Consider the following 22,507-nt stretch of genomic DNA (forward strand, 5'->3'; position numbering starts at 1 on the left):
AGGCTCCCAGTAGACGACTGGGTTGATAGGCCAGATGTGGAAGCCCGGTAACGGGTGGAGCTGACTGGTACTAATAGGCCGAGGGCTTGTCCTCAGTTGCTCGCGTCCACTGTGTTAGTTCTGAAATAACGAACGGCCGTGTTGTTCCGGTGTTGTTTATTTCATAGTGTTTCGGTGGTCATTGCGTTAGGGAAACGCCCGGTTACATTCCGAACCCGGAAGCTAAGCCTTTCAGCGCCGATGGTACTGCAGGGGGGACCCTGTGGGAGAGTAGGACGCCGCCGAACTCCTTTTACGGGAAAGCCCCGTGCCCTTGTGGCACGGGGCTTTTCTGCGTTCCGAGCGTCTAGGCTCGAACCATGCGCTACGAACTGGTCATCTTCGACAACGACGGTGTGCTCGTGGACAGCGAGCCGATCTCCAACACCATCCTGGCCGAGTACCTCACGGAGCTCGGTCACCCCACCTCGTACCAGGAGAGTCTTCGCGACTACATGGGGGCCGCCGTGCACCGGGTGCACGATCTCGTCGAGGAACGGACCGGGGAGAAGCTGCCCCCGGACTTCGACGCCATGCTGCACTCGCGGATCTTCGCCGCGTTCGAGCAGGAGCTGGAACCGGTGCCCGGGGTCGAGGACGTACTCGGGAAGCTTGTCGCCGACGGGGTTCCGTACTGTGTCGCGTCCTCCGGCAGCCACGAGCGGATCCGGGTGGGGCATCGCAAGACCGGGCTCGACCAGTGGTTCGAGGAGGAGTGGATCTTCAGCGCGGAGGACGTGGGGCACGGAAAGCCGGCACCCGATCTGTTCCTGCTCGCCGCCGAGCGGATGGGCGTCGCTCCCGAGCGGTGCGTCGTCATCGAGGACAGCCCGCTCGGAGTGGAGTCCGCCAGGGCCGCGGGGATGGCTGTGTACGGGTTTACGTCGATGATGCCGGCGGACCGGCTCGCCGGGGTGACCGGGCACTTCTCCGACATGAGCCAACTCCGGGAATTGCTCGCCTGATCCATCTACCCATGGGTAGGAACTGGCCCTACGCTCGCGGCCATGACAGATGCTCGCTTGCGGCACGGCAGGGCCTCCCTCACGCTGAGTTTCTTCGTGCAGGGAGTCACCTTCGCTCTGCTGGTGACGCGGATTCCCGCCATCCAGGACCGGTACGGGATATCCGACGGGCTGTTGCCCGTCTTCCTGGCCGCGGTGCCCATCCTGGCCGGGGTGGGCAGCGTGGTCACCGAGAAGGTAGTCGCGCGGGTGCGGCCCAGGGTCGTGCTGAGGTGGGCCCAGCCCGTAGTGATGCTCGCGCTGCTCGGTGCCGGGGCCGGCAACGCGCTGTGGGAAGCGGCGCTGGCGCTGGGCGTGTTCGGGGTGTCCGTCGGGGCGCTCGATGCCTCCATGAACATGATGGGGGTCAGTCTCCAGCGGGCGTACGGGCGTTCCATCATGCTCGGGTTCCATGCCGCGTACAGCCTGGGCGGGATCGCCGGGGCGTCCCTGGCGTGGGCCGGGGCGCACTGGGACCTCTCGCTGCTGGTCTGCTATCTGCCGGCGGTCGTCGTGCTGCTGCCCGTCGCGTTCATCGGGAGCCGGTGGTACGCCGAGGGCTCGTCGGCGGAGGCGGAGCCGGGGGAGACGCAGGGCAAGGGGGCGGCGGCCTCGGTCTCCTTCAAGTTGCTGATGCCGCTCTGTCTGGTGATGAGCTTCGCGTACATCGGGGACTCGACGGTCTCCAACTGGAGCGCCAAGTATCTGCAGGACGTGCTGGGGAGTTCGGAGCAGATGTCGACCGTTCCGTACAACGTCTACATGGTGACGACGCTGCTGGGGCGGGCCGTCGGGGACTTCGGGGTGCGGCGGTTCGGGGCTGTGGCCGTGGTGCGGTCCGGGAGTGTGCTGGCGGCTGCCGGGTTTGCCGTGATCGCGGTGGCCGGCGGGGCGTGGACCGGGATGCTCGGGTTCACCATGCTGGGGCTCGGGCTCTGCGTGATCGTGCCGCAGACGTTCGCCGCTGCCGGGCGGATGTTCCCCGGGGCGAGCGATACGGCCATCGCACGGCTGAATGTCTTCAACTACGTGGGGTTCCTGGTGGGATCGCCGCTGGTGGGGGCGCTCGGGGACGCCTGGAGCTACCGGGGGGCGATGCTCGTACCGATGGTGCTGGTGCTTGCGACGCTGGTGTACGCCAAGTCGTTCGGCGCGGAGTCCGCCCGATACGGTGGCGGGCATGAGCGGCCGCGCACAGCTGATGTGGGATGACGCAGTAACGGGATACAACTTCGGGGCCAGTCATCCGATGGACCCCGTCAGACTCGCCCTGACCATGGGGCTGGTCCGGGCGTTCGGGCTCGACGGCGCGGTGGACGTGGTGGCGGCCAAGCCCGCCGGGGAGTCCACACTACGGCTGGTGCACCGCGAGGACTACGTGGCCGCGGTGCGTGCCGCATCGGCGGATCCGAAGCGGGCCGATCAGCGCTACGGGCTCGGGACGGTGGACGATCCGGCGTTCGCGGGGATGCACGAGGTGTCGGCGTTGATCGCCGGGCAGTCGGTGGCGGCGGCCGAGGCGGTGTGGCGCGGCGACACCTCTCACGCAGTGAACTTCACGGGCGGGCTGCACCACGCCATGCCCGGCGGTGCGGCGGGGTTCTGCGTCTACAACGATCCGGCGCTCGCCATCGCGCGGATGCTGGAGATGGGCGCCGAGCGGGTCGCGTACGTCGATGTGGATGTGCACCACGGGGACGGGGTGCAGGCGGCGTTCTGGGAGGACCCGAGGGTTCTGACCGTCTCGCTGCACGAGCACCCGCGGACGCTCTTCCCGCAGACCGGCTGGCCGGAGGAGACCGGCTCCGGGGCGGGTGAGGGCAGTGCGGTGAACGTGGCGCTGCCGGCCGGTACGGGGGACGCGGGGTGGCTGCGGGCGTTCCACGCGGTGGTGCCGGAGCTGCTGGCGGACTTCCGGCCGCAGGTGCTGGTGAGCCAGCACGGGGCCGATACGCATTTCGAGGATCCGCTCGCCCATCTCGCGGTGTCGCTGGACGCGCAGCGCGCGGTGATGTCGGCCTGTCACGATCTCGCCCATGAGTACGTGGAGGGCGGGCGCTGGGTGGCGCTCGGCGGGGGCGGTTACGCGGTGGTCGATGTGGTGCCGCGGTCCTGGACGCATTTGGTGGGGATCGCCGCGCATGCTCCGGTGGACCCGGAGTCGGTGATTCCGTCGTCGTGGCGGGACGAGGTCTATGCCCGGACCCGGCAGTTGGGCCCGGCCCGGATGACGGACGGCCGTACTCCTTCCTGGAAGTCGTGGGAGGAGGGGTACGACCCCGCGGACCGGCTGGATCAGGCGGTGCTGGCGACGCGGCGGGCGGCGTTCCCCCTGCGGGGGCTGCTGACCTGATCCGGGCGGGGGCGGTCGTGGCGCGGACGTTTGCGTGCGGTGACGCGTAATGGTTACTCCAACTGTGCGGCGTGACCCGGCTTCCGGCCCCCCGTCCGGGTGATTGGGGGAGCATCGGTGGTGTGTTGAGTACCGGAGCGCTGCGTGCGCATCTGCTGGCGGCCCGGCTGGCCGGGCCCGTGGCCACCTCGCGGGAAGCGAGTCTGCGGAGCTATCGGCTCTTCGCCGCCAGGGATCCGCGGGTGACGCTCGGCCTCGTCCCCGGACGGGGCTGGAAGGAGCTCGATCTGCTCCGTCTGATGGCCGACAAGTGCGGGGTCTCGGACGATCCCGGTCATGTCTCGGGGCCCGATGTGATCGATCCGGAGCGGACGCTGGCAGGTCTGGACGCCTTCGCCGAGCGGCTGTCGCATGCCGCGGTCCGGCGGGCGCCGGTGCTGTTCGGGACCGGTCATCCGCACCGGCTGCTCGGTTTCTACGCAGCGCTGGCAGACGCCATGTCGGCGGCCGGGTGCCGCGTACTCACCCCCGCGCAGGGGCGATGTATCGACATAACGACCCGGTTCGGCGTACGCACGTGCAGCCTCGATTACGTACGAGGAGTTGCGATGGTGCGCGAACCCGGCGTGCGGGTTCCCGGTGGTGACACCGGCGCACATACCCATTCCCCGCTGCCGGTCAGGGTCGTCCTGGAGGCGGCCGCGGAGGGGCGCGGGTGGCTGCCGGAGCTGGTCGTCGGGGACCACGGCTGGGTCTGCGGGGCAGGTCAGCTGGGCATTGAGGCGATCGGCCTGGCCGATACGGACGATCCCGCGCTGTTCGTCGGGGAGGCCGAGGGCCGGGTGGCGGTCGCCGTGCCGCTGGATGACGCCGTGCCGTCCGCGTACTACCGGCCGCTCACGCGCTATGTACTCAATCGGGCGTTTCTGTCACGGTAGGCGGCCGATCGCCTCACCTCTTCCCCACTTGCATCACCCGCCCCTAACCTGGGGAGTGAGCGCACAACGACGAAGAGTCACCGGAGGGGAAGCCGGTGCGCGTCTCGTGCGGAAGGTACAGGTGGGTCATGGCTGCTGGCAGCGAGAGGCCTCTCAACGAGGTCAAGTTTCTGACCGTGGCGGAAGTCGCCTCGGTCATGAGAGTGTCGAAGATGACCGTGTACCGCTTGGTGCACAGCGGTCATCTGCCGGCGATCCGGGTGGGCAGGTCCTTCCGGGTCCCGGAGCAAGCGGTTCACGAGTATCTCCGCGAGTCCTTTGTGGGGGTGGAGTCCGCCTGAGGTTCACCTCGGATTACGCCCCTCACGCGCTGGCGGGTAGGCTAGGCCGACGTAGGTCGTGTGGGCCCAGACGCCCCGCACCAGTGAAGAAGAAGTGAGCGAGGGTAGTCGTGGGCTCTGTTATCAAGAAGCGGCGCAAGCGGATGGCCAAGAAGAAGCACCGCAAGCTGCTCAAGCGCACGCGCGTTCAGCGTCGCAACAAGAAGTAGGCGAACGCAGTTCGTGAATCCGCAGCCCTCCCGCCGATCCGGCGGGAGGGCTGCGGCGCGTTGTGGGGGCGGTGAACCCGCATTCGGGCCAAAGACTCGGGGGAAGGCCGCCGTGCGGTCATCACGGGGCAACATCCACCCGCTACGGTGACGGCCAGGGGAAACCTTTCGACGGAAGGCGCGGATCTTGGGGAAGGTCGTGCTGGTCACGGGAGCGGCCCGGCAGCTGGGGGGCCGCTTCGTGCGGCGCATCCAGCGTGATCCGGGCGTGGACCGGGTGATCGCCGTCGACGCGGTCGCACCCGGACCCGAGTTGGGCGACGCCGAGTTCGTGACGGCGGACATCCGCCAGCCGGCGATCGCCAGAGTCCTCGCCGAGCACTCCGTCGACACGGTGGTGCATCTGGACGTCTCGGCCAAGGCGGTCGGCACGGGCAGCCGGACGATGGTCAAGGAGACCAACGTCATCGGCACCATGCAGCTGCTCGGAGCCTGCCAGAAGGCGCCGAGCGTGCGGCGGCTGGTGGTCAAGTCCAGTACGAACGTGTACGGCTCGGCGCCCCGCGACCCGGCGGTCTTCACCGAGACCACCCCGCCCAAGTCCCTGCCCAGCGGCGGCTTCGCCAAGGACGTGGTGGAAGTCGAGGGGTACGTACGGGGCTTCGCGCGCCGCCGCCCGGATGTGGCCGTGTGCGTACTCAGGTTCGCGAACATCCTGGGCCCCAGGGCCGATTCGCCGCTCGCCGACTATCTGTCGCTGCCCGTTCTGCCGACGGTGTTCGGGTACGACCCGAGGCTCCAGTTCGTGCACGAGGACGATGTCGTCGACGTACTGGGTGTCGCGTCGGGCGAGCCGGGGCGCGGGACGCTGAACAGCGGCACGTTCAACATCGCGGGGGACGGGGTGCTGCTGCTCTCGCAGTGCTCGCGGCGGCTGGGGCGGCCGACGGTGCCGTTGCTGCTGCCCGCGGTCACGTGGGTCGGCCAGGCGCTGCGTACCTTCGCTATGACGGACTTCTCGCCGGAGCAGATCCGGCTGCTCACCCACGGCCGGGTGGTCTCCACCGTGCAGATGCGCGAGACGCTCGGCTTCCACCCCCGGTTCAGTACCGCGGAGACGTTCGCGGAGTTCGCACGCAGTCAGGGGCCCGGACTGCTGCCGCCCGAGGTGGTGGGCCGGGCGGTCGACAGACTGGCCGCCATGCCGTTCGCCGGGGCGGGCGGCGATGTTCCGGGGACCACCGGGGCCGGCGACACCGAGCCGACCCCCAGCGCCAGGTAGAGGAGCGCACCGACGATGGCGGATGCCAAGGTCATTCCGTTCGACGACGACCGTTCGCGGACGGGTGGTTCAGCGCGCCCCGCACGGCGCCGGTCCGCAGCGGGCGGCGTCCGGGGCCAGGGGACCGGACCGGCGGCCGTGAGCGCCCTTCCGGGGCAACAGGACGCCTCGAAGCCGCAGGAGGAGCCCGAACGGGCCGGGCGGCCCCTGGGACGGGACGAGCGCGCCGGCTGGGACCGGCGGATCGCCGGCGGGCTCGCGTTCCTGCGGCGGCGGGTCACGGGCGAGTACGACGTCGACGAGTTCGGGTACGACGAGGAGCTGACCGACCAGGTCCTGATGTCGATGCTGCGGCCGGTGTACGAGAAGTACTTCCGGGTCGAGGTGAAGGGCATCGAGAACATCCCCTCCGAGGGCGGGGCGCTGATCGTGTCCAACCACTCGGGGACGCTGCCGCTCGACGGGCTGATGCTTCAGGTCGCCGTGCACGACAACCATCCGGCGGGCCGTCATCTGCGGCTGCTCGCCGCCGATCTCGTCTTCGTGCTGCCGGTGGTGAACGAACTGGCCCGCAAGGCCGGGCACACCCTGGCCTGTGCGGAGGACGCCGAGCGGCTGCTGCGGCGGGGCGAGGTCGTCGGGGTGATGCCGGAGGGGTTCAAGGGCATCGGGAAGCCGTTCGGGGAGCGGTACAAGCTGCAGCGCTTCGGGCGGGGCGGCTTCGTGTCCACGGCGCTGCGGGCCGGGGTGCCGATCATTCCGTGCTCGATCGTGGGGGCGGAGGAGATCTACCCGATGATCGGCAACTCGAAGACGCTGGCGCGGCTGCTGGGCTTTCCGTACTTCCCGATCACGCCGACGTTCCCCTGGCTCGGGCCGCTCGGGGCGGTGCCGCTGCCGACGAAGTGGACGATCCAGTTCGGCGAGCCGATCTCCACGGCCGGGTATCCGGTGGAGGCGGCGGAGGATCCGATGCTGATGTTCAACCTGACGGATCAGGTGCGGGAGCAGATCCAGCACACGCTGTACAAGCTGCTGGTGCAGCGGAGGTCGGTGTTCTTCTGAGGGGATGGCGGCACAAGACAGGCGGACGGGCTCGGAGTGCTCGTCCGCCTGTCCCAGGGCGGTGCTAGGGCGTGTTTCGAAAGTCCCGCCTGGTCGGGGGCGTCCGACGCTACTTTCGAAACACGCCCTAGCCGTTCGCGTCCTCGCCGTTGATCCCCAGGCCCGGGAGCAGGCCGGGGAGGAGCGGCGGGAGGGTGACGTCCGGGGTGGGCGGGGTGCTGCCCCGGCCGTCGGTGGACGGGACGGTGCCCGGGGGCGGGGTACCGAGGAGGCCGTCCGTGCTGCCGCCGATCAGGCCCTCGGACGCGGCGCTGCCCGAACCTGACGGGTGGGGCGCGGCGCTGTCGCCCGTACGGCCGTGTGGGGCTTCCGGTGACGTGGGCGCCGAGGGGGCCGTGCGGGAGGGTGCCGTGTCCCGATTCGCGGTGTCCGACTGCTGTGCGCCGCCGCTGCCGTCCGGGGTGCGGGGGAGCAGTGACTGGAGCGGCTGGACCTCTTGGTCTATGGCGTCGAAGACCGAGCTGACCTGGTCGCCGACGTCCGTCAGCTGTACGGGCAGCCGGTCGCGGAGGCTGCTCCAGGTCTCGCGGTGCGCGCGGGAGAAGGAGTCCAGGGTCTGGATGGGGCCGATGGCGCCGTTCTGCTGGTAGGCGGAGTGGAGCAGGCGGTGGCCCTCGCTGGCGTCGTGCGTCATGCCGTTGAGCGTGCGCCTGACCTCGCCGAGCTGTTCGTGGTCCAGAGCGCCGGAGCGGGCGCGCTCCATCAGCCGGCGGGCCTCGCTGAGCCTGGTCGACGCCTGGTCGAGGTAGACCTCGCCGCGGTCGGCGTCGCCGCTGGCCATGCCGAGGTGGATGTCCTCCATGCCGCGCTTGAGCCCGTACAGCGAATCACCCGGCAGGGCGTCGGAACTGGCAGCGGCCACTCCGCCGAAGGCCCCCGCCGCCACACCGACGGTGAGTCCGCCGGCCGCGAGGCCCTTCGTCCAGCGTGAACGCGGTCGCAATTTCCGGAGCGGGGAGGCCCGGTGGGCTCCCTTGGCACGCTGCTCGGGCACCGTAGGGCCCGCGGACGCACCGCCCTCGGTGAGCATGGCCTCCATGGCGGCGACGAGCTGGGCTCGCTGCACCACTTTGACCTCGGGATCCAACTCCGGCCGCGGTACTTCACCGAGGCCGTTCGCCAGGGCCAGCAGCGGTCCGTGGCCGGCCTCTTCGGCCGGTTCCTCGGGCTGTGCGGCCGCCGCACCGCGGAGCGACTGCTCCTCCAGGGCCTGGGCGAAGGCGTTCGCCCGCCGGTGTGCCGAAACGTTTGCGATCACTGGCGGCACCTCCTCTCGTCATGACGGTCGACTCCCCTGAGGGTCCGGAAGGTTGCACACCTTGAGCGCTTCCACACGAATGAGTGAGTGTCGGCGGACATGAGGTGACGACAGGGGGCCTGCAACCGGCACAACGAGGGGCGCGGCACTTGGGTTACGCACGAAGGATGATCGGACCAGTGCGTGATGGGTGTGTCGCCGAGAGCGATTCGGCCGGGGGTGGGGTCAGCGGGCATCGTCCGGGAGGAGCCGGGCCAGCGTGCGGACGGCGCGGTACTGAAGGGTCTTGATCGCACCCTCGTTCTTGCCCATGACCCGGGCGGTCTCGGCGACCGAGAGGCCCTGGAGGAAGCGCAGGGTCACGCACTCCTGCTGCTGGGGGTTGAGCCGGCGCACGGCCTGCAGGAGCGCGGCGTTGGACAGGGACTCCAGGACGGAGTCCTCGGGGCTGCGTTCGACCTCGTTGGCGTCGAGCATTTCGCCGGTGGTCACTTCGAGCCGGAAGCGGCTGGACTTGAAGTGGTCGGCGACCAGGTTGCGGGCGATGGTGACCAGCCAGGCGCCGAAGTCGCGGCCCTGCCAGGTGAAGGTGGAGATGCGGCGCAGGGCGCGCAGGAAGGTCTCGCTCGTGAGATCCTCCGCCGTCGCCTTTCCGCCCACGCGGTAGTAGATGTAGCGGTAGACGGTGTCGCTGTACTGGTCGTAGAGGCGGCCGAAGGCGTCGGCCTCGCCGGCCTGGGCGCGCTCGACGAGATCCATCATGCGCGCGCTGTCGCTGTCGGCGGTCGGCCGGCGGACGGTGGACGTGGTCGTTGCGCCGCGGTTGCTGCGTCTTCCGACCGCCGCACCGCGTTCGGCCAGGGCATAGCAAGGGCCGACAGGTGCAGGGGCGGCAAATGCGGGTACGGCGTACGCGGTGGGGACGAAGCCGCGCAAACGGTCGGCGACCGTTGCGCGCAGCGTAGCCAGGCCCGAGGCGTCAACCCCGACGTGTGGGTACACGGGACTCCCAGAGGCAGAGCTTCCATCACGTGCAGTGCGAAACCGTCACTCGTCGTAGTGAGTGAGGGGTTCCGGAATGCGTCTGAGGAGAATAACGCTTCGTACAGGCAGTGCTACACCCAGTTGCTCAAATCACCGATTACGTCGTTTCCGTATCGACTAAACGACGCATCTAGTAGCACATCGTGACCGTTTGTTGATCGAATTACTTCGCGATCTGTCTGCCGGGGCGACGGGTTGTGGTCGTGTGCGAGCAACGCGACTGGCGGGAGCGGTCGCTGGGTAGGGGGTTCCGATCGGCTGCGCGGGTCCGGGCGTGGCTCGCCCGGCCCGCGGAGGGGCCGGGCGGGACGGGGCGCGTCAGCGGCGGCGGCGGTGCAGGGCGACGGCGGCCGCGGTGCCGCCCGCGATCGCGCCCACGCCGGCTGCGGCCGGGATGCCGACCTTGGCCGCCTTGCGGCCCGTCCGGTAGTCCCGCAGCCGCCAGTCGAGCGCGCGGGCGTGCTTGCGGAGCTTGGCGTCGGGGTTGATCGCGTACGGGTGTCCGACCAGGGACAGCATCGGGATGTCGTTGTGCGAATCGCTGTACGCCGCGCAGCGGTCGAGGTCCAGGCCCTCGGCGGCGGCCAGGGCGCGGACCGCCTCGGCCTTCGCGGGACCGTGCAGCGGCTCGCCGACCAGGCGGCCGGTGTAGACGCCGCCCACGGATTCTGCGACCGTGCCGAGCGCGCCGGTCAGGCCGAGCCGGCGGGCGATGATCGTGGCGGTCTCCACCGGGGCGGCGGTGACCAGCCAGACGCGCTGTCCGGCGTCGAGGTGGGCCTGGGCGAGGGCCCGGGTGCCGGGCCAGATGCGGTCGGCCATGTACTCGTCGTAGATTTCCTCACCGATGGACATCAGCTCGGAGACCCGGTGGCCCTTGACGATGGACAGGGCGCTGTCGCGGGCGTCCTGCATGTGCTCCGGGTCCTCGACGCCGGCCAGCCTGAACCAGGCCTGCTGCCAGGCGAACCGGGTCAGCTCGCGGCGCTGGAAGAACTTCCGCTTGTACAGGCCGCGGCCGAAGTGGAAGATCGCCGCGCCCTGCATGACGGTGTTGTCCAGGTCGAAGAAGGCGGCGGCCCGGTCGTCGCCGACGACGGGGAAGGGTGCTTCCTCGGCCTCCGCCTTCGTGGCGGCGTCCTGCTCGGTGCCGGGGGGCTGATCGTCGGGGAGGGTGGACTTCCGCGCTGCCTCAGCTGCTGCCTCGCCGGCCAGCACGCTCCGTGCTGTCGCGGGGCGCCTACGGGGTGTGAGCCATCCAAGAGCGGCCATGCCGTGAGCATAGCCAGTCGGTCAGTCCCTTCCCGACCTGCCGGGATGCCGCGGCGTGAACTCTCGGCAGCCGATTTGTTGAACGGGTGATTCCGGGCGTTCCGGATAAAGAGTGGAACGGCTTCGCCTCCGGCGCAGAATGAAGGCATGAGTGCCCTGTTGCGACGTACGAAGAAGAAGCCCGCGGAACGCGTGGTGACCCTGGTGGGGAAACCCGGGTGTCACCTCTGTGACGACGCCAGGCAGGTGGTGCGGGAGGTGTGCGAGGAGACCGGTGCGTCCTGGGAGGAGAAGGACATCACCCGGGACGAGGAGCTGTACCGGGCGTACTGGGAGCAGATCCCGGTGGTGCTGATCGACGACGAGCAGCACACGTTCTGGCGGGTGGACCCGGCCAGGCTGCGCAGGGCACTGCGTTCCTGAGCGAAAGCCGGTTACCATCATGGGCGTTTTGAGTGCTCTCGGGGGAGTGGTTGTGAGGAGTGTGTGCCGCTTTGCCCCCTTCGGGCCTGCAACGGGCTGATGCGATCCTTGGTTCCGGGATCGCACGACGAATGTGCGTGACCCCGGTCACTTTGACCGGACAAAACGGACACTATCTTTGTGCACGTGTTCACAAAGACATAGCCTGCATTCGACGGGGCGGTCCTGGGAAATACGGCCGCCTGCAGCCCCGCTCATCCCGCAGGAGCACCGTGGCAACTGGCCGAACTCACCGACCGGCGACCCGTAGCCGAGGAATTCCCGAGGCCACCGTCGCCCGACTTCCGCTGTACCTGCGCGCACTGACCGCGCTCTCCGAGCGCTCGGTCCCCACGGTCTCGTCCGAGGAGCTCGCCGCGGCGGCGGGGGTCAACAGCGCCAAGCTGCGCAAGGACTTCAGCTACCTCGGTTCGTACGGTACGCGTGGTGTCGGGTACGACGTCGAGTATCTCGTGTACCAGATCTCCCGCGAGCTAGGGCTCACCCAGGACTGGCCGGTCGTGATCGTCGGTATCGGTAACCTCGGCGCCGCGCTCGCCAACTACGGCGGATTCGCCTCCCGCGGTTTCCGGGTCGCCGCGCTGATCGACGCCGACCCCGCGATGGCCGGAACGCCGGTCGCCGGGATCCCCGTCCAGCACACCGACGAACTGGAGCGGATCGTCGGTGACAACGGCGTGTCGATCGGTGTCATCTCGACCCCGGCCGGGGCCGCGCAGCAGGTCTGCGACCGGCTCGTCGCCGCGGGCGTCACCTCCATCCTGAACTTCGCGCCGACCGTGCTGTCCGTGCCCGACGGCGTGGACGTCCGCAAGGTCGACCTCTCCATCGAGCTCCAGATCCTCGCCTTCCACGAGCAGCGCAAGTCCGGCGAGGAGACCGCCGAGAGCAGCCCGGACCCGGCCGCACCCCCGGTGCGCTCGGTCACGGGAAGCCGGAAGGGACCTGACGGGGACATGCCCGCCGTGATGCCGGCATGAGTCTTCTCGTCGTAGGGCTGAGCCACCGCAGCGCCCCCGTCTCCGTACTGGAGCGGGCCTCGCTGGCTGCCGAGACACAGGCCAAGCTGCTCCAGGACACCCTCGCCGCGGAGCCCGCGGTCGAGGCCGCCGTCCTGGCCACCTGCAACCGCATCGAGCTGTACGCCGACGTGGACAAGTTCCACGCGGGCGTCGCCGAGCTGTCCACGCTCCTCGCCCAGCACAGCGGCGTCGGTCTGGACGAGCTCACTCCGTATCTCTATGTGCACTACGAGGACCGGGCCGTCCACCACCTCTTCTCGGTGGCGTGCGGGCTGGACTCGATGGTCGTCGGCGAGGGTCAGATCCTCGGCCAGATCAAGGACGCGCTGGCGCTGGGGCAGGAGCTCCACACCGCGGGCCGGCTGCTGAACGACCTGTTCCAGCAGGCCCTGCGGGTCGGCAAGCGGGCCCACAGCGAGACCGGAATCGACCGGGCCGGGCAGTCGCTCGTCACCTTCGGCCTGGAGCAGCTCGCGGCCGGCGCGGACGTCGCCGACTGGGCCGCGGGCAAGCGCGCCCTGGTGATCGGCGCGGGCTCGATGTCCTCGCTCGCCGCCGCCACTCTGGCCCGCACCGGTGTCGCCGAGATCGTCGTCGCCAACCGGACCCGGGCCCGTGCCGACCGGCTCGTCGAGATCCTGGCCCAGCCCGGAGGCACCGGCGTGGCCGCCCGAGCCGTGGAGATGGCCGCCGTCTGCGACGAACTGACACGTGCCGACGTCGTCGTCTCGTGCACCGGTGCGACCGGTCTCGTGCTGACCGCCGAGGCCGTCGCCGCGGCACTCGGCCTGGACGTCGACGACGCCGCCGAGACACCCGCCGCCGCGCCCGCGGTGCCCGCCCCCTCCGATGTCGACCGGCACGCCGCCTGGGTGGAGAACGGCAGCGCCGGAGCGGTGCGCCAGGCCGTCCGCCGGGCCACCGTGCCCGCGCAGGGCACCGGCCCCGTGCGCCTCGCCCTGCTCGACCTCGCCATGCCGCGCGACATCGACGGTGGGGCGGCCCGGCTCGACGGGGTGCGCCTCGTCGACATCGAGTCGCTCGCGGAGGCGTCGGCGGACGCCCCGATGGCCGCCGACGTGGACCAGGTGCGCACCATCGTCTCCGACGAGGTCGCCGCCTTCGGCGCCGCCCAGCGCGCCGCCCACATCACCCCGACCGTCGTCGCGCTGCGCACGATGGCCGCCGGAGTGGTCGCGGGCGAGATCGCGCGGCTCGACGGACGCCTCCCCGACCTGGACGAGAAGCAGCGCGCCGAGATCTCGCAGACCGTGCGCCGCGTCGTCGACAAGCTCCTGCACGCGCCCACCGTGCGGGTCAAGCAGCTCGCCAGCGAGCCCGGCGGCGCCGGGTACGCCGATGCGCTGCGAGAACTCTTCGACCTCGACCCGCAGACGGTCGCAGCCGTCTCCCGGGCAGACCTGAACGACCCGAATCGAGGGCGGTCATGACCGACAACTCACCCCTGGGCGCGGGGGCCGACAAGCCGCTGAGGCTGGGCACCCGGCGCAGCAAGCTCGCCATGGCGCAGTCCGGCCACGTCGCCGACGCGGTCAGCGAGGTGACCGGGCGCGCCGTCGAGCTCGTCGAGATCACCACGTACGGCGACACCTCGCGGGAGCACCTCGCGCAGATCGGCGGCACCGGTGTGTTCGTCGCGGCGCTGCGCGACGCGCTGCTGCGGGGCGAGGTGGACTTCGCCGTCCACTCGCTCAAGGACCTGCCGACCGCGCAGCCCGAGGGCCTCGTGCTGGCCGCGGTGCCGGTGCGCGAGGACCCGCGCGACGTGCTGGTGGCGCGGGACGGGCTGACCTTCGAGCAGCTGCCGTCCGGCGCCCGCATCGGTACCGGCTCGCCGCGCCGCATGGCGCAGCTCAACGCGTACGCCCGTAACCACGGCCTCGACATAGAGACCGTGGCGATCCGGGGTAACGTCGATACGCGTATCGGATTTGTCCGGAGCGGTGAGCTGGACGCGGTGGTACTCGCCGCGGCCGGGCTCAGCCGCCTCGGCCGGACCGGTGAGGTGACCGACTTCCTGTCGGTCGACACCGTCCTGCCCGCTCCCGGCCAGGGAGCACTGGCGATCGAGTGCGCTGCGAGCAGCGCCGACCTCGCCGCCGCGCTCGCCGAGCTCGACGACCCGTACACCCGGGTCGCCGTGACCGCCGAGCGTGCCCTGCTCGCCGCCCTGGAGGCCGGTTGCTCCGCACCTGTGGGTGCGCTGGCCGACCTCCTGGTCGACGGACAGGCTGTCAACGAACTGCGCCTGCGCGGTGTCGTCGGTTCCACCGACGGTTCCTCGCTGGTGCAGCTGTCCACCACCGGTCCCGTTCCCACGTCGCAGGACGACGCGGCGGCCCTCGGTCGCGAGCTCGCGACCGAGATGCTTGCCAAGGGTGCGGCCGGTCTTATGGGGGAGCGAGCACTTTGAGCCCCACCGGCCCCGCCGCATCCGACTTTCCGGCCCTGTCCGCACAAGGGCACGTCACCTTCCTCGGCGCCGGTCCCGGCGACCCGGGACTGCTGACTCTGCGCGCCGTCGAGGCGCTTGCGAGCGCGGACGTCCTTGTCGCCGAGCCGGACGTTCTCGGCGTCGTTCGCTGCCATGCGCGCGCAAGCGTAAGCACACCTGAGCTGACGGTTGTTGACGCGCAGTCAGCAGCCGCCGGTGTTCCCGTTCTCAGGGATGCGGCCAATCTTGTCATGGAGGCGGTGAGGGGTGGCAGGCGGGTCGTCCGTGCCGTCGCCGGCGACCCGGGACTGGACGGCAACGCCGGTGCCGAGATGCTCGCCTGCGCCGCCGCCGGCATCCCCTTCGAGGTCGTGCCGGGCGTCGCCAATGTCGTGGGTGTGCCCGCGTACGCCGGTGTGCCGCTCCGTGACGCGCAGGGCGCGGACGTCAGGTTCGTGGACGCCCGTACCGCCTCCGACCGCTGCTGGAGCGAGGTCGGCGCGAGCGATGCCACGGCCGTCGTCTCGACGACGCTCGACGCGGTGGCCGCGGCCGCCGGTGAGCTGGTCTCGGCGGGCCGCAAGCCCGACACCCCGCTGACCGTGACGGTCGCCGGTACGACGACCCGCCAGCGCACCTGGACGGCGACCCTCGGGACGATCGCCCAGGTCCTGAAGCAGGCGAAGGTCCTGCCGTCGCCGGAGGGGCACCGGCCCGTCATAGCCGTGGTCGGTGAGCGCAGCTCCGCTGCCCAGCGCGACCAGCTCGCGTGGTTCGAGTCCAAGCCGTTGTTCGGCTGGAAGGTGCTCGTGCCGCGTACGAAGGAGCAGGCCGCGTCGCTCTCCGACCAGCTTCGTTCCTACGGCGCAGTGCCGCACGAGGTCCCGACGATCGCCGTCGAGCCGCCCCGTACGCCCCAGCAGATGGAGCGCGCGGTCAAGGGCCTGGTCACAGGCCGCTACGAGTGGATCGCCTTCACCAGCGTCAATGCCGTGAAGGCCGTCCGGGAGAAGTTCGAGGAGTACGGGCTCGACGCCCGTGCCTTCGCCGGGATCAAGGTCGCGGCCGTCGGCGAGCAGACCGCCGCCGCGCTCGTCGACTTCGGTGTGAAGCCGGACCTGGTGCCGTCCGGTGAGCAGTCCGCCGCCGGTCTGCTGGAGGACTGGCCGCCGTACGACCCGGTCTTCGACCCGATCGACCGGGTCTTCCTGCCGCGCGCCGACATCGCCACCGAGACGCTGGTGGCCGGGCTCATCGAGCTGGGCTGGGAGGTCGACGACGTCACCGCGTACCGCACGGTCCGCGCCTCGCCGCCGCCCTCCGACACGCGTGAGGCGATCAAGGGCGGCGGCTTCGACGCGGTGCTCTTCACCTCGTCGTCGACCGTGCGGAACCTGGTCGGCATCGCGGGCAAGCCGCACAACGTGACGGTCATCGCGTGTATCGGCCCGGCGACGGCGAAGACCGCCGAGGAGCACGGGCTGCGCGTCGACGTCCTCTCCCCGGAGCCGTCGGTGCACAAGCTGGCCGAGGCGCTCGCCGAGTTCGGAGCCCGGCGCCGGGAGGCGGCGAAGGAGGCCGGCGATCCGGTGACGCGGCCGAGCGAGCGGCGTCCCGGTGCGCGGCGGCGTCGTACGACGACCTGACCGGTCGAGGAGTGTGAGGGGCCCGGTTGCTTCGGCAGCCGGGCCTCTGCCCGTTTCGCGGCCTTTTCCCGTCCGTTTCCCGTCCGTTTCCCGGCACTGGTGTCGGTAAGACGGTGATGTGTACGGGTCTAATCTCGAAGGATGACTGTGTACGGAAACTTCCCCGGCTCCCGCCCCCGGCGGCTGCGGACGACCCCGGCGATGCGGCGGATGGTCGCCGAGACGCGGCTCGACCCGGCGAATCTGATCCTGCCCGCGTTCGTGCGCGAGGGCATCGATGCCCCGGTCGCGATCTCGGCCATGCCCGGCGTGCAGCAGCACACCCTGGACACCCTGCGGAAGGCCGCCGTCGAGGCGGTGTCGGCCGGGGTCTGCGGAATCATGCTCTTCGGTGTCCCCGCGGACGAGAAGAAGGACGCCCGGGGCACGGCGGGCACCGACCCGGACGGCATCCTCCAGGCCGGGCTGCGCGCGGTGCGCGCGGAGGTCGGTGACGATCTCGTCGTCATGTCGGACCTGTGCCTGGACGAGTACACCGACCACGGCCACTGCGGTGTGCTGACCGAGGACGGCCGGGTCGACAACGACGCGACGCTGGAGCGGTACGCCGAGATGGCCCAGGTCCAGGCCGACGCGGGCGCCCATGTGGTGGGTCCGAGCGGCATGATGGACGGCCAGGTCGGTGTCATCCGGGACGCGCTGGACCAGACGGGCCACGAGGACGTCTCGATCCTCGCGTACACCGCGAAGTACTCCTCGGCGTTCTACGGGCCGTTCCGCGAGGCCATCGGCTCCTCGCTCAAGGGCGACCGCATGACGTACCAGCAGGACCCGGCGAACACCCGTGAGTCCCTGCGCGAGCTGGCGCTCGACCTGGCGGAGGGCGCCGACATGGTCATGGTGAAGCCGGCCGGTCCGTACCTGGACATCCTCGCGAAGTTCGCCGACTCGGTGGACGTGCCGGTCGCCGCGTACCAGATCAGTGGTGAGTACGCGATGATCGAGGCCGCCGCCGAGAAGGGCTGGATCGACCGGGACGCGGCGATCATGGAGAGCCTGACCGGGATCCGGCGCGCGGGTGCGCAGATGATCCTGACGTACTGGGCGACGGAGGTCGCGCAGCGGCTGCGGCGGTGATCCATACGAGGCCTGAGGCCTGGTGGGCCCCCGCCCGTCCCGACATCGGGACGGGCGGGGGCTCTTTTTCATTCAACCTTTTGACGGTCATCCGATGTATTTAGACCGACCGGCAATTGGGGGGTGGGTGAAGGAGCGGGGCTGGGTGCGTGCAGCTGCAAGGCGGAGGATTGAGGCAACGCGGAGCGTTGTTGATTGACGACAACGCGGCAGATGTGCGTGCCCAGCCCCGCGACGCCGCCCCCCTATTGCCGGTCGGTCTTATTTTGCTTTCGGCGCGACAACCGCCACAGAACTCGGAGAAGTCCAGTAGGGCCCCGGGCGCGGCTGGCCGTCGCCGCGTCCTACGCGTCGGGGCTCCGGCCCCACGGCGCGAGGACGCGGCACGCCGCCCGGCCGAGGCAGGGGTCCTGGGTGAGCTTGCGCAGGACGTCGGTACGGGCGTCGTTCGGGCCCGCGTCCTTGAGGGCGCCGAGGGCGCTGTCGCGTACGAGGGGGTCGTCGTCCGCGCGGGCCTCCGGGAGGGTGGTGGGCCGACGCCCGACCGAGACGGTTGTGGCGGGGGCCGCTCGGAGCGGTCCGGGGTCAGGCTCGCCGTACACGCGCAGGACCAGGGCCTTCTCCGGCGGGTCGAGGTACGGCCCGACGGCATCGCGGATCACGCCGCAGACGCGCGTGCCCAGGCACGCGTCTGCGGCGTGATCCAAACGAAAACCCTGGCCCGTGGCCTACTTCCCCGTGACGTAAGCGTTCCAGATCCGGAGCGGGAAGACATTGCCGCGCTCCGAATCGAGTCCGCCCACACCCTGCATTCCCAGCAGTTGAGGGGTGCCCGGCTTGTTGCGGAACATCGTGACGGCCGTGGTCAGCCCTTCGGTGTGGCCGATGAACCAGGCCGACTTCATCCGGTCGTCCTTGCCGGTCGCGCCCGCCGAGAGGTCGTCGGCAGCCTTGGACCTGGTGAACGTGCCGAACTTCCCGTCCTGACCCAGCCGCGTCCAGGCCACCATCCCCAGGGTGTTGTTCACATCGTTGGCCACCGAGGCGTCCATCGCGCGCCGCAGCTCGGGCTTCCCGAAGCCCTCGACCGCCTCGCCGTCCCGGGTCATCCTGGTCACCGAATAGGGATCGGCCCTCATACCGTCGTTACTGAAGGCGGTGTACGCGTCCGCCATCCTGACCGCGCTCGGTGTGGACGTGCCGAGGGGAAAGGACTTGTCCAGGCGGGCCAGGCTCTGCTCGTGCAGCCCGGCCGATACCGCCAGTTCCTTCACCTTCTTCAGCCCGATGTCCTTGCCGAGCAGCACGAAGGTTGCGTTGGCCGACTTGACCAGCGCATCGCGCAGGGGCGTCGGCGCCGTGACCATCACCTGGCCGGAACCGGCACCCGGCGGGGCGGGGGGCACCGCGTACGGGCCGTCCTTGATCAGACGCCCCTCACTGTCGTAGCCGCTGTTCAGGGTGATCCCGTCGCCGTGTTGAAGGGCCGCTGCCAGCACGAAGGGCTTGAAGGCCGAGCCGACGGGGACGCCCGCGGTGTCGGCGTTGTTGGCGAAGTGGGTGACCGCGTCGGCTCCGCCGTACACCGCGACCACGGCCCCGTCGGACCGCACGGATGCGGCGCCGACCTCGACGTGCTTGTCCTCGGGGCGCTTCTCGGGGTCGAGGTCGCGCGTGCGCACGCTCCGCACGGCCCGTTCCAGCTGCCCCACCCTGGCCTTGTCGAAGGTGGTGTGCACCCGGTAGCCGCCCCGGAAGAGGTCCTTGTCGGTGAGGCCCGAACGCTTCTTGATGTACTTGTTGGCGATGTCGACGAGATAGCCCGTCTGGCCGCCGAGGCTGGTCGGCTTGGCGGCCGGCTTCGGCTCGGGGAACTTCTGGTACGCGGCCCGCTCGGCCTTCGTCATCGTGCCGATCTCCACCTGCCGGTCGAGGATCCACTCCCAGCGGTCGACGGCGCGTTCGTGGTTGCCCTTGCCGCCCGCGGGGTCGTACTGCTCCGCCCCCTTGAGCAGGGACGCGAGCAGCGCCGCCTGGCTGGGGTCGAGGTCCTTCGCGGGGATTCCGTAGTACGCGTGCGCCGCTGCCTGGATGCCGTAGGCGCCGCGGCCGAACCAACTGGTGTTCAGATACCCCTGGAGGATCTCCTTCTTGCCCTGCTTGTTGTTCAGCTTCAGCGAGATGAAGAATTCCTTGAACTTCCGGGTGGCCGACTGCTCCTGGCTGAGATAGGTGTTCTTCACGTACTGCTGGGTGATGGTGGAGCCGCCCTGGGTCTCACCGCCTGTGACGATGCTTACGGCCGCGCGGGCGATTCCCGTCGCCGATACCCCCGGGTCGGAGTAGAAGGTCTCGTTCTCGGCGGCGATGACCGCGTTCTCCACCGAACGGGGTATGTCGGCGAGCGTGACGTTCTGCCGGTTGACCGCGCCCACGCTCACCAATTGGCTGCCGTCCGCCCAGTAGTAGACGGTGCCCTGCCTGCGCGCTTCGATGTTCTCGTCCGGGATGTCGACGGACGCGTACACCACGGCGAACAGGCCGGCCAGTGCGACGAGTCCGAGCATGACCCCGCTCAGCACCTGCCGCCACGAAGGGACCCAGCGGCGCCAAGTGCGTTTCCCCCGGCGGGGGTAGTCGATACCGGGCCTGCGACGGCGGATCGGGCGGATGGGGCTTCGGGTCATGCTCCAGCTCCTCGTTCACCGGCCCGTACCGGTGGCGCGGGCTTGTGAGAGAGGATGTTCCGGATCGCGATCGGGTTGTCTCGGGGCCCGTCCGGCACGCATGGTGAACTCGTACCGGACGGCCTTTCCGGAGGAACAGTCCGTGATACCCGACTTTGTCGGCCGACAACGCGCGGTACTCCGCAGTGAGGCGTTGTGCCGGGTCCGCGTTGTCCGGGTGAGTCATGGCCGGGGGTTCATTCTGTCGGGCGGGAGGCGGCCGAGCAGCTGCCTACGCCGGTGGTTCAGTCCCACCAGAAGGACCAGGTCTCCTGGTCCAGCACCATCTTCTCGGCGTAGATGTCCAGGTCGTACGGCGGGTTCTGGTTGATGTTGTCCGGGCAGAACGCGAAGTGCTCGGCGGCGACCGCACGGGCCTCCGGGAGGGTGGTGGGCGGGCGCCCGACCGAGAGGGTCAGGGTGTCGAAGCCCAGCACCACGACCCGTATGCCGAAGCGGTCCTCCCAGGAGCGGAGCACAGCGCAGAGCCGGGCCGTGTCGTCCTCGTAGTTGACCGGGCCGGACCAGCCGATCGCCGCCGGTATGTCCGCGCTGCGCCGGGCAGGAACGAGCGCCAACCGTGAGCCGGGGTACCAGCCGTCCGGCCCGACGCACTCCTCGGCGATCGCGGCCGCCAGGTCGTCGGGGGTGTCCTGCCCCTCGGCGGCCGGGACGGGGGCCAGGCCCGGCCACTCGCCCTCGGCGGCGTCGAGTTCCTCGGGCGCGCAGTCCTCCCAGTACTCGCTGAGCACCTCCTCGGCGTCGTGGTCACCGGGGTACGACGTGCTGTCCGGGATCAGGTCCCAGGTGTCGGGCCACTCGTCGCGTCGCCCGCCGTCGATCAGTACGGGAAGCAGGCCGACCGCCCGCCCGGCCGCGCGCAGCGAGCGCCATGTGCCGTGGGACGCGGGCTCGTCGGCGCACCAGAGCAGCGGCTCGTGCCAGGCGCCGTCGATCGTGGCGTCCACCAGTGAGCCGGGCGGGAGTTGGAGCCCTGACGTGGCCAGGGACGGGAGCGGGTTCGGGAGCGTCGCCATGACCAAACTGTAGGCCCGGCCACTGACAAACCGGCCGGGCGCTGCGGTTCGGATACCGGGACTAATCGCAGTGCATCGGGCTCTTCAGCCCGGTGGTGAAGCGATTCTGAATGCTGTTCTGACCTCTGCGGGGGTCTGGGTCAGGCCGGCCGCCCTGCGGAAGACGGCGACCAGTTTGCCCACGAGTTTCATTGCCGACGCGTTCTTGCGCTTCCGCTTTCCGGGGTGCATACGGAGCGAACTTCCACGTGCGCGCTCGCGTCACGCGCGTACGACCCGTACAGGAAATCTGTACGGGTGCGCATGGGTCAGGACCGAGGCTCGGACGGGGTCCATTCGACGGCCTCCCGGACCGTCGCGTCCGGGTCCTGGGAGAGGCGGTGGAGGAGTTCCGTGGTGCCACGGGACGACCAGTTCTCGACGGCCCATACGAGGGCCCTGCGGACCCTCGGGTCCGGGTGGTCCGCGAGGTGGGCCAGCTGATCGACCGGTCCGCGTCGGCGCATCCCGAACCAGTGGAGGGTCTGGATGAGTTGTTCGGAGTCGCCGGGGCTGCCCGCCGCGGCGATTTGGCGGAGGAGGGCCGAGCTCGCGGGGGCGGGGCCGTCGAGGGGGTGCGGTCGGCGTTGCCGCAGGCGTTGTGAACCGTATTCGCCGCGCACCCGGCAGCCGAAGCAGGTGCAGGGCGTCTTGCCGTTCGAGTCGGGGAAGTACCGCCAGCCGGTGACCTGGCTGACCGCGCGGATGCGGTGCACCTCGCGCCGGGTGACGGGCCGGGGGACGAACACTTCCCAGCCGCGTGGGTCGGGCAGGGCGGCGACACGGCGTACGGCTTCGGCGGCCGTGACGGTCGCGGGGTCGCGATGGTAGCGGCCCAGGGTGACGGGTTCGTCGTCCGGCAGGCGGATGTGCACGGCGACGAGTCCGCGGGGGCCGCTGCGCCGGGACAGTTCGCGCAGCCACTGGTGGGTGAGGGTGTACGAGGGGAGGACGGGGAAACAGTAGAGGCCTCGTGGCAGTGAGTCGTCGCGGCCGTGGCTGATGGCCCGTATTCCGGAACGGCGTACGCGCGCCGCGTTCGCCGAGGGTGTCAGGTGCACGAACATCGCCATGCGTCCGATGCTACTTCCCGTCGT

At 70.2% G+C, this 22,507-nt stretch carries 21 protein-coding genes and 2 rRNA genes; 16 read left to right on the forward strand and 7 right to left on the reverse strand.

Translation table 11 applies throughout. From position 1 onward, the window contains the following. From BT364_RS28255 to BT364_RS28300, 10 genes are all read left to right on the forward strand, one after another. A 23S ribosomal RNA gene (locus BT364_RS28255) occupies positions 1-94 on the forward strand; the annotation flags it as partial. A gap of 76 nt (positions 95-170) precedes the next feature. Further along, positions 171-287: ribosomal RNA gene (gene rrf / locus BT364_RS28260) — 5S ribosomal RNA — on the forward strand. 72 nt (positions 288-359) lie between these two features. Further along, entirely contained in the window at positions 360-1,004 is a 645-nt protein-coding gene (locus tag BT364_RS28265; protein WP_072488069.1) for an HAD family hydrolase, read from the forward strand. 42 nt (positions 1,005-1,046) lie between these two features. After that, positions 1,047-2,255, forward strand: a complete 1,209-nt coding sequence (locus tag BT364_RS28270) for an MFS transporter (protein ID WP_072488070.1) — start codon at positions 1,047-1,049, stop codon at positions 2,253-2,255. Then, complete coding sequence (locus tag BT364_RS28275) at positions 2,224-3,396, forward strand: acetoin utilization protein AcuC (RefSeq protein WP_072488071.1); 1,173 nt, start codon at positions 2,224-2,226, stop codon at positions 3,394-3,396. Before BT364_RS28270 ends, BT364_RS28275 begins: the two co-directional genes overlap by 32 nt. Before the next feature lie 122 nt (positions 3,397-3,518). Continuing rightward, entirely contained in the window at positions 3,519-4,334 is an 816-nt protein-coding gene (locus BT364_RS28280; RefSeq protein WP_072488072.1) for a phosphatase, read from the forward strand. Positions 4,335-4,462: 128 nt separating this feature from the next. Further along, complete coding sequence (locus BT364_RS28285) at positions 4,463-4,675, forward strand: helix-turn-helix domain-containing protein (RefSeq protein WP_014046653.1); 213 nt, start codon at positions 4,463-4,465, stop codon at positions 4,673-4,675. Positions 4,676-4,785: 110 nt separating this feature from the next. Then, a complete protein-coding gene (locus BT364_RS28290) occupies positions 4,786-4,884 on the forward strand; it encodes a 30S ribosomal protein bS22 (RefSeq protein ID WP_003948845.1) in 99 nt (32 codons plus the stop codon). Positions 4,885-5,071: 187 nt separating this feature from the next. After that, on the forward strand, positions 5,072-6,166 hold the full coding sequence (locus BT364_RS28295) for an NAD-dependent epimerase/dehydratase family protein (RefSeq protein WP_072488073.1): 1,095 nt from the start codon (positions 5,072-5,074) through the stop codon (positions 6,164-6,166). 15 nt (positions 6,167-6,181) lie between these two features. Further along, positions 6,182-7,231, forward strand: coding sequence for a lysophospholipid acyltransferase family protein (locus tag BT364_RS28300; RefSeq protein WP_072488074.1), 1,050 nt, complete (start codon positions 6,182-6,184; stop codon positions 7,229-7,231). 127 nt (positions 7,232-7,358) lie between these two features. Here BT364_RS28300 and BT364_RS28305 read toward each other — a convergent pair whose 3' ends face one another. The 3 genes from BT364_RS28305 to BT364_RS28315 all read right to left on the reverse strand — a co-directional run bounded on the left by BT364_RS28305 (position 7,359) and on the right by BT364_RS28315 (position 10,865). Further along, positions 7,359-8,549, reverse strand: a complete 1,191-nt coding sequence (locus BT364_RS28305; protein ID WP_072488075.1) for a DUF5667 domain-containing protein — start codon at positions 8,547-8,549, stop codon at positions 7,359-7,361. 225 nt (positions 8,550-8,774) lie between these two features. Next, on the reverse strand, positions 8,775-9,551 hold the full coding sequence (locus tag BT364_RS28310) for an ECF subfamily RNA polymerase sigma factor, BldN family (RefSeq protein ID WP_030974218.1): 777 nt from the start codon (positions 9,549-9,551) through the stop codon (positions 8,775-8,777). 360 nt (positions 9,552-9,911) lie between these two features. Continuing rightward, positions 9,912-10,865 carry an HAD family hydrolase gene (locus BT364_RS28315; RefSeq protein WP_072488076.1) on the reverse strand — a complete coding sequence of 318 codons (954 nt, stop codon included), beginning with the start codon at positions 10,863-10,865 and terminating at the stop codon, positions 9,912-9,914. Between the two features lie 147 nt (positions 10,866-11,012). On the opposite strand from BT364_RS28315, the gene BT364_RS28320 reads away from it, so the two are divergent. The 6 genes from BT364_RS28320 to hemB all read left to right on the forward strand — a co-directional run bounded on the left by BT364_RS28320 (position 11,013) and on the right by hemB (position 17,608). Then, positions 11,013-11,288 carry a glutaredoxin family protein gene (locus tag BT364_RS28320; RefSeq protein ID WP_072488077.1) on the forward strand — a complete coding sequence of 92 codons (276 nt, stop codon included), beginning with the start codon at positions 11,013-11,015 and terminating at the stop codon, positions 11,286-11,288. 272 nt (positions 11,289-11,560) lie between these two features. Then, entirely contained in the window at positions 11,561-12,328 is a 768-nt protein-coding gene (locus BT364_RS28325) for a redox-sensing transcriptional repressor Rex (RefSeq protein WP_072488078.1), read from the forward strand. Next, positions 12,325-13,821 carry a glutamyl-tRNA reductase gene (locus BT364_RS28330; RefSeq protein ID WP_072488079.1) on the forward strand — a complete coding sequence of 499 codons (1,497 nt, stop codon included), beginning with the start codon at positions 12,325-12,327 and terminating at the stop codon, positions 13,819-13,821. The genes BT364_RS28325 and BT364_RS28330 overlap by 4 nt, the downstream gene beginning before the upstream one ends. Then, positions 13,818-14,804, forward strand: coding sequence for a hydroxymethylbilane synthase (gene hemC / locus BT364_RS28335; RefSeq protein WP_072488080.1), 987 nt, complete (start codon positions 13,818-13,820; stop codon positions 14,802-14,804). Before BT364_RS28330 ends, hemC begins: the two co-directional genes overlap by 4 nt. Further along, entirely contained in the window at positions 14,801-16,471 is a 1,671-nt protein-coding gene (locus BT364_RS28340) for a bifunctional uroporphyrinogen-III C-methyltransferase/uroporphyrinogen-III synthase (RefSeq protein ID WP_072488081.1), read from the forward strand. The genes hemC and BT364_RS28340 overlap by 4 nt, the downstream gene beginning before the upstream one ends. 141 nt (positions 16,472-16,612) lie before the next feature. Next, positions 16,613-17,608 carry a porphobilinogen synthase gene (hemB, locus tag BT364_RS28345; protein WP_177328260.1) on the forward strand — a complete coding sequence of 332 codons (996 nt, stop codon included), beginning with the start codon at positions 16,613-16,615 and terminating at the stop codon, positions 17,606-17,608. 344 nt (positions 17,609-17,952) lie between these two features. Here the strand turns inward: hemB and BT364_RS28350 are convergent, their stop codons facing one another. The 4 genes from BT364_RS28350 to BT364_RS28365 form a co-directional block, all read right to left on the reverse strand. Continuing rightward, positions 17,953-18,315: a hypothetical protein gene (locus BT364_RS28350; RefSeq protein ID WP_072488083.1), complete on the reverse strand. Its 363-nt coding sequence runs from the start codon at positions 18,313-18,315 to the stop codon at positions 17,953-17,955. Positions 18,316-18,336: 21 nt separating this feature from the next. Continuing rightward, positions 18,337-20,295, reverse strand: a complete 1,959-nt coding sequence (locus BT364_RS28355; protein WP_072488084.1) for a transglycosylase domain-containing protein — start codon at positions 20,293-20,295, stop codon at positions 18,337-18,339. A 284-nt stretch (positions 20,296-20,579) separates the two neighbouring features. Beyond that, positions 20,580-21,371 (reverse strand): DUF4253 domain-containing protein, encoded by a 792-nt coding sequence (locus BT364_RS28360; RefSeq protein WP_072488085.1) that lies wholly within the window; start codon positions 21,369-21,371, stop codon positions 20,580-20,582. 308 nt (positions 21,372-21,679) lie between these two features. Further along, the gene (locus tag BT364_RS28365) at positions 21,680-22,483 is read right to left on the reverse strand and encodes a HEAT repeat domain-containing protein (RefSeq protein WP_177328261.1); all 804 of its coding nucleotides are present in this window, start codon (positions 22,481-22,483) and stop codon (positions 21,680-21,682) included. Between the last annotated feature and the right edge of the window lie 24 nt (positions 22,484-22,507).

Source organism: Streptomyces atratus (assembly GCF_900119365.1).
Taxonomy (GTDB): Bacteria; Actinomycetota; Actinomycetes; order Streptomycetales; family Streptomycetaceae; genus Streptomyces; species Streptomyces atratus_B.

Excerpts from the sequence above, each read along its gene's own strand:
- hemB (WP_177328260.1), top strand. The coding sequence starts at position 16,613 with ATGACTGTGTACGGAAACTTCCCCGGCTCCCGCCCCCGGCGGCTGCGG.
- BT364_RS28300 (WP_072488074.1), top strand. The coding sequence starts at position 6,182 with ATGGCGGATGCCAAGGTCATTCCGTTCGACGACGACCGTTCGCGGACG.
- BT364_RS28355 (WP_072488084.1), bottom strand. The coding sequence starts at position 20,295 with ATGACCCGAAGCCCCATCCGCCCGATCCGCCGTCGCAGGCCCGGTATC.
- BT364_RS28270 (WP_072488070.1), top strand. The coding sequence starts at position 1,047 with ATGACAGATGCTCGCTTGCGGCACGGCAGGGCCTCCCTCACGCTGAGT.
- BT364_RS28330 (WP_072488079.1), top strand. The coding sequence starts at position 12,325 with ATGAGTCTTCTCGTCGTAGGGCTGAGCCACCGCAGCGCCCCCGTCTCC.
- BT364_RS28275 (WP_072488071.1), top strand. The coding sequence starts at position 2,224 with ATGAGCGGCCGCGCACAGCTGATGTGGGATGACGCAGTAACGGGATAC.
- BT364_RS28365 (WP_177328261.1), bottom strand. The coding sequence starts at position 22,483 with ATGGCGATGTTCGTGCACCTGACACCCTCGGCGAACGCGGCGCGCGTA.
- hemC (WP_072488080.1), top strand. The coding sequence starts at position 13,818 with ATGACCGACAACTCACCCCTGGGCGCGGGGGCCGACAAGCCGCTGAGG.
- BT364_RS28315 (WP_072488076.1), bottom strand. The coding sequence starts at position 10,865 with ATGGCCGCTCTTGGATGGCTCACACCCCGTAGGCGCCCCGCGACAGCA.
- BT364_RS28285 (WP_014046653.1), top strand. The coding sequence starts at position 4,463 with ATGGCTGCTGGCAGCGAGAGGCCTCTCAACGAGGTCAAGTTTCTGACC.
- BT364_RS28265 (WP_072488069.1), top strand. The coding sequence starts at position 360 with ATGCGCTACGAACTGGTCATCTTCGACAACGACGGTGTGCTCGTGGAC.
- BT364_RS28360 (WP_072488085.1), bottom strand. The coding sequence starts at position 21,371 with ATGGCGACGCTCCCGAACCCGCTCCCGTCCCTGGCCACGTCAGGGCTC.
- BT364_RS28320 (WP_072488077.1), top strand. The coding sequence starts at position 11,013 with ATGAGTGCCCTGTTGCGACGTACGAAGAAGAAGCCCGCGGAACGCGTG.